Origin of the sequence: Thermoleptolyngbya sp. M55_K2018_002, assembly GCF_015295965.1 — a bacterium.
GTDB lineage: Bacteria > Cyanobacteriota > Cyanobacteriia > Elainellales > Elainellaceae > Thermoleptolyngbya > Thermoleptolyngbya sichuanensis.
The window spans coordinates 1-6,079 of the sequence record NZ_DVEA01000237.1; the positions used below are offsets into that span (position 1 = coordinate 1).

Annotated in this window: 6 protein-coding genes; 2 read left to right on the forward strand and 4 right to left on the reverse strand. The window is 56.8% G+C overall.

The features are described from left to right. Positions 1-1,160, reverse strand: a 1,160-nt coding sequence (locus tag IGS51_RS11725; protein WP_297078561.1) for a CmpA/NrtA family ABC transporter substrate-binding protein, incomplete at its 3' end; no start/stop codon positions are given. Between the two features lie 493 nt (positions 1,161-1,653). Here IGS51_RS11725 and truB point away from each other — a divergent pair. Further along, the gene (gene truB / locus IGS51_RS11730) at positions 1,654-2,544 is read left to right on the forward strand and encodes a tRNA pseudouridine(55) synthase TruB (RefSeq protein ID WP_297078562.1); all 891 of its coding nucleotides are present in this window, start codon (positions 1,654-1,656) and stop codon (positions 2,542-2,544) included. A gap of 14 nt (positions 2,545-2,558) precedes the next feature. Here the strand turns inward: truB and fabG are convergent, their stop codons facing one another. The 3 genes from fabG to IGS51_RS11745 all read right to left on the reverse strand — a co-directional run bounded on the left by fabG (position 2,559) and on the right by IGS51_RS11745 (position 4,310). Next, a complete protein-coding gene (gene fabG / locus IGS51_RS11735) occupies positions 2,559-3,263 on the reverse strand; it encodes a 3-oxoacyl-ACP reductase FabG (RefSeq protein WP_297078563.1) in 705 nt (234 codons plus the stop codon). Between the two features lie 80 nt (positions 3,264-3,343). Continuing rightward, positions 3,344-3,889, reverse strand: coding sequence for a ComEA family DNA-binding protein (locus IGS51_RS11740; RefSeq protein WP_297078564.1), 546 nt, complete (start codon positions 3,887-3,889; stop codon positions 3,344-3,346). A gap of 31 nt (positions 3,890-3,920) precedes the next feature. Beyond that, positions 3,921-4,310 (reverse strand): NINE protein, encoded by a 390-nt coding sequence (locus IGS51_RS11745; protein WP_297078565.1) that lies wholly within the window; start codon positions 4,308-4,310, stop codon positions 3,921-3,923. A gap of 714 nt (positions 4,311-5,024) precedes the next feature. Here IGS51_RS11745 and IGS51_RS11750 point away from each other — a divergent pair. Then, complete coding sequence (locus IGS51_RS11750; protein WP_297078566.1) at positions 5,025-5,939, forward strand: J domain-containing protein; 915 nt, start codon at positions 5,025-5,027, stop codon at positions 5,937-5,939. Positions 5,940-6,079: the final 140 nt, after the last annotated feature.

Here is a 6,079-nt window from a genome sequence, read left to right on the forward strand (position 1 = left end):
GTCAGCGTGTTCTTATGGAAGCCCCAGCGCAGGGATTCCGTCAGGAACCACAGATCGTGGCTCTTGTAGGGGTAAGAAATGCTGTCGCCATTGGGATCTTTCCAGTAGAGTGGGCCAACGTTAACATCGTTGAAATCTGACTTGCCATCGCCCATCTTGTACGCACCTTTATAGGGCGGCGTAAGAATTTCGTTCGTGGTGTTGAAGAACTCGCGGCCAGCGCAGATGGTCACTAGTTCCTCGCGGTTGGCAGGATCATCACACCACTGCTGCGCTTCCATGACGGCCTTGAGAATTGCCTTGGTCGCTTTCGGGTTGCTTTCGACCCAATCTGCCCGCATAGCCAGATATTCTTCTGGGTGATACTTCCACATTTCGTGGGTCAGCGTCGCCATGAAGCCGATGCCATCGTTGACAATGCGATAGGGCCAGGGGTCGCCTGTGCTGAAAGCATCCATCGTGCCGTTCCGCATTCCCTGCACGGTTTCCGCTGGGGGCACGGCCAGCAGCTCAATATCTTTATCTGGGTCTACACCGCTGGCCGCAAACCAGTAGCGAATCCAGAAATCCTGGTTGGCATTGGGGAAGGTATAGGCAGCTTTGAACTTGCGCCCGTTTTTAGACTGGAAACTCTTGACGTAATCCAGGTCATTAATTTTAAGACCCATGCCTTTGCCCTGATGCAGACCCGCAACGGCAATGCCGTTTCCTTGGGTATTTAGCTGACACAGCACCGCCATCGGCACCTTTTGATTATTCAGCGTGATAATCCCTTCATGAATTAGATGAGGCATGGGCATTTGCCACTGCCCTCCGTCGATGCCGCCTGCGTCGGAGCCGATGGTGACGTTATCCCGCGCACCGGCCCAGTTGGCCTGCTTGGCGACGGTTACGTCGGTCATACCATACTTGTCGAAAAAGCCCTTTTGCTTGGCGATAATCAGCGGGGCAGATTCAACAATTGGGAGATAGCCAAGGACGGCTTTGGTAGTTTCAGGCGTATCGTTGGCTGCGACAGGGCTAGCTGCTGGCGATGCACCAGAACTCGCAGTGGAGTTAGACGATGGCGTAGTGCAGCCTTTGAGTAAGACTGCGCCTGCTGCCGAAGCACCGGCGGTCAGCAAAAACTTCCGACGAGACAAGCCAGAAAAATGAGACATAGAACCTCCTAAGACGATTGTGAAGCTCGTCGCTTTGTGAACGTTGAGTTGAACTTTAGGTTGAACGTTTAGCCGAATGGAGATAGCACAACCCGGGCCACTCTGCATCCAGAGTAGAGAGATTGGGCGATCGCTTGGGTGATGGATCGAGCAATGGCGAAAGTTCGCACTGCCCCTTAGCTCCGTCTTCCTGAGAAACAGGGCTTGCCATACTTGCAGAAAGCAAGCTTCAGGCTGAATCGACAAAGCTATGGAATACTAATCGAAACCAGATAAGACAAGTAAGAACTGAGACAGTCATCGGTATAGCCATGCAACTCTGGTCGAAGCCAGTAGCGCCTGTGCAACTTTCGATGTTGAATTGAGTGTACTCTGTTTTTGCGAACATCATATATAAAAACTTATGATTCTGGATATAACGATAGTCTTATGACTATGGTTAAGCAATTTTTTGCCTTTCCCCGAAAGCCCTCTAAAGTGAGCGAATTCCTGGATGGACGGTTTTTTGAACCTGCATAAGCCCGCCGGACTGACCTCCCACGACTGCGTGGCGCGAGTGCGGCGACTGCTCAAGATGAAGCGCGTGGGGCATGGCGGCACGCTCGATCCGGCGGCGACGGGGGTATTGCCGATCGCCCTGGGTCGGGCCACTCGCTTGCTGCAATTTTTGCGACAGGACAAGGCGTATCGGGCGATCGCCCGCTTTGGCATCACCACGACCACAGACGATCTGGAGGGCGACCTCCTCACCCAAACCCCCGCCGCCCATCTCACCCGCGATCAGGTCGAGGCGCTTTTGCCCAAATTTCTGGGCACAATCCAGCAGGTGCCGCCTGCCTACAGCGCTATTCAGGTCGGCGGCCAGCGGCTCTATGACCTGGCGCGGGCGGGCGTTTCGGTAGACGTGCCTGTGCGAACCGTGATGGTTTACCAAATTGAACTCCTGGACTGGCGACCCGGCGATTGCCCCGAAGCAGAACTGGCGATCGCCTGCGGAGCCGGAACCTACATCCGTTCCATTGCCCGAGATCTGGGCAACCTGCTGGGCACAGGCGGCACGCTGGCTAGCCTGATCCGCACCCAGAGCCACGGGTTTGACCTGGCAGCCAGCCTTACGCTAGAAGACCTAGCGGCACAGGTCGAAGCGGGAACCTTCGTACCGATTTCGGCGGCGATCGCCCTTGCCCACCTGCCCGTCATCCCGCTGCCCCCGCCTGATGCGCTTCGCTGGACGCAGGGCCAGCCCATTGTCGCAAACCCCGTGACCGACCTCGACGCGCCGCTGCGAGTTCAAGATGACCGCGATACGGTTCTGGGCATTGGCAAATTTCGCGCCACGCAGCAAGGCATTTGCCTGGTGCCGTGGGTGGTGCTGGCAGGATAGCCGGACGAGCGCCACTACACGTTGCCGTAGACTGGAACCACCGCACCCCGCAGATCCCGCGCGGCTTCCGATGCCAAAAAGCAAATCACCTGCCCCAGCGATTCCGGCTTCACCCACTGGGCAGCGTTTTCTGCCCCCATCGCGGCTCGGTTTCCAGGTGTATCAATGATGCTGGGCAAGACCACGTTGGCCGTAATGCCCGTGCCCCGCGTCTCGTCGGCGATCGCCCGCGTCAGCGCCACTACGCCCGCTTTGGAGGCGCAATAGGCCGCAAGCTGTGCGCCCGGTTCCACTGCCCCCCGCGACCCCACCGTGACAATCCGCCCATAATCCTGCTCCAGCATCCGCCGCAGGCTGTGTTTACAAACCAAAAACGTCGTGCCCAGGTTCAGGTCAAAATCTTTTTGCCACTGGTCATAGGCATATTCATGGGTCGGCCCCATTGAAAATCCGCCGACGAGATGAATCGCCGCATCCACCCGCTGCATTCCATCCACCAACTGCTGCACCGACTGCTCATCGTTCAGGTTCGCCAACACAAACCGAATCCGCGCCAAATCTGCCGGAGACAACAGCCCCTTCATCCGCTCCACTTCACGAGCGCTCATGTAGGGAATCGTGATTGACGCTGCGCCCTGAGCCAGCAAAACGGGCGTTACGCCCTGGCCCAGCCCGCCTGTGCCACCTGTCAGCAGCACCTCTTTACCCGCTAAGTTCATAACGCTTCTCGCTGATATCCTGATTGCTGATATTTCTCGGAACCTGCTGAAAAGCGTAGCGCCTGAGGATGACAACCAGATTAAAACCGGAGGTAATGCATTAATTCTGTAATCAATCCTGGTGGCAGGGCGAGTCGCTGCTGAAGATCGGCCAGGTTGCGATAGGGGCCGTAGCGCTGGCGGTGATGCAAGATCGCCCGCGCCAGAAACAGGTCGATCGCCGGAATGCGGATCAGCGCTTCGAGCGAGGCGGTGTTGGGATTGGCGGGCTGCATCGCGCAGAGGCTTTCGGGGTCGTAGTAGCAAAATTGCAGCACGGGTTCCAGCGGGCGGAGACGCTGCACGGGCAGGCTGAGGGCGGCGGCGATGTCTTCTAGACAGTGGAAGTGGACACCCGACTGGGTGAGGGTGGAGAGCGATCGCGCCTGGTGAATCGACAGCCCCGGCAGCCGCAGCCAGTCGTCTACGCCCGCCTGGTTTACGTCAATTGCCACGCCGAGCCGCGCCGCAAGCTGCAATTCCTCCACGGATTGAAAGCGGTAATAGGGGTCTTTGGCCAGGCGCGATCGCAGCGCCGACTCCTGAGCGCCACTCCTCAAGCCCATCGACCACCAGTTTTTGTTCATGCCTGCTTTTACTGCCTGCTTTTATTGCCTGCTAATCAATCTGATCGAGCAGCCGCCGCCGCTTTTGCTCAAACTCATATTCCGAAATCAAGCCCTCTTGCCGCAGCGTGTCGAGCTGGCGCAACGCATCGGCGATCGCCCCCACCTGGGCCGGGTCAATCCGGGGTGCAGCGGGCTGGGGTGGCAGGGCAGATCCTCCATTAAACGCCGCATCAAACGCCGTTTGCCCTTGCACGAGAAACCAAATGCCTTCAAAAAGACTGGCAATTCTGGGAATACCGCTCCAAAAGAACAGGAGATAGGCAATCCCCCAGCCGCGCTGACCCAGATAAAACTTGTGTAGGCCAGGAACAACAACACCCGCTAGGGCGAGCAAAATAGCAGTGCGGCGGTTTCGGGGCGGATAGGTTTGGCTGAGCATTGCTGGGATGTGGGCGATCGCAGAGAACTCGCAGATTCCTAAAACCTCTCCATGATACCGATTCTGGCAGGCAGCGGACACGATTTCTGCCCACCTACCTTCATCAAGTCTTTGCGGAATGCTCAAAAAGACTCTATGGGACTACCGTACTTTGGCCTATGACACGCCTGCGGAAATCGCCATAATATTTGGATGAGCCCCCAACTCAGAAGCCCCAAGTGGCCGAATTCTTTTGAGTTCTGTGTAAGTTTTTGGGCTGTGTATCGCGTCTACCTTTTGTTATTAACGATTCCAAGGTTTCTCCCGTCCGTCGATAGACAGTCTATTTCAGCCCCCAGCCCAATTTATAAAAGCAAGATCAGTATCCGGGGTAACGTAGTCCCCGTAGAAATACTGATACCCTAGAGGTTCACCAGGACAAAATTGCGTCACGAGTAGGTGTCTGCCGCCTGCTGGCAGAGTGAGAGGGGGTTGTCCTCCCCAGAAATACGGGTAGGAGGCTGCTATCCTTTACTAAGAGGTAACTCGGCGGCAGACCAACCCAGAGTCAACTCTAGGCTGATAAGTCACTCTGATGGCTCAATCTTTGTTCCTGGCGATCGCTTCCGGTGCATCCGAGCCTAACGACGGCCAAACGAGAGGAAATGGGCAGGCAGTCATGCTGTTCTGCCAGGGTTTATGTGATATCCGACTTTGCTGAAGAGACGCACTTGAATGTCGCAGAGGTCTTTTTCACCTGACTGGCTGACGCAATTTACCGACCCCTACGCGGTGCTGGGGCTGTCGGTGACTGCGGATGAGCGGCGTGTTCTCAAGCGCTATCGGGCGATCGCCAAGCTGCTGCATCCCGACAGCTTTGCCCAGGCCGATGCCGCCAATCGCGAACTGGCCACTCAGCTATTTGCGCGATTGGTCAGCCCGACTTATCAAAAAATTAAGCAAGACAAAGGGCGGGCCGAGCATCTGGCGCTGCTGCGGTTTCGGGTGCGCCGCATGAGCCGAGAGGAGCCGATGCGTCCCCAAAGCGCGATCGCCCAGTCTCTCATCAAAACGTCTTTGGCCAACATTGACGTGTTTTATGAGCAAGCCGTTACTGACCTGGCCGCCACGCAATACACCCCGCTGGATCGATTCGAGTCCGTCACCGAGCAGTTGGGTGAACTGAATCTCGTTTACCTGCGGCTCAAGATGGGCGAGCCGATTATTCGGGAAAAACGCACGGGGATTGTGTCCACGGCTGCCCCCACGCCTGCTACCTTTTCTCCGGCTTCCCCTGCCGATGACGAGAAGCCTGCCATCGACTATGCTCAGCGCCACTACCAGCGAGCGCAGGAGTATGTCCGCAAGAATAATCCCGGTCTGGCAGTGCGCGAACTGAAGGATGCCATCAAGATCGACCCCAAAAAGAGCGAATATCACTCGCTACTGGCGGCGGCTTATTTAATGCAGGACTTGCCCACGATGGCCAAGGTTCACTGCCGTCAGGCGCTCAAGCTCAACCCCAAAGACCCTCTAGCGCTGCGCTATGCGCCCCGGCTCAATATCCCCCTCGAAGCACCCGACGCGCCCAACGCAAAGCCCGAAAACCCAGGGGGTGGACTGTTTGGGCTGTTCGCCCGCAAGCGCTAATCTCTGAATCTCTGCGACTCTCTGCAATTAGGCCCGCTCAATTAGGCCCGCAAAGTAGACCCGCAAGACTGCCGAGCTCGTGATTACTAGACCTCTTGCATAAATGCTTTTCTGAGAGCGTGAATCGTTGGGCGGCACCG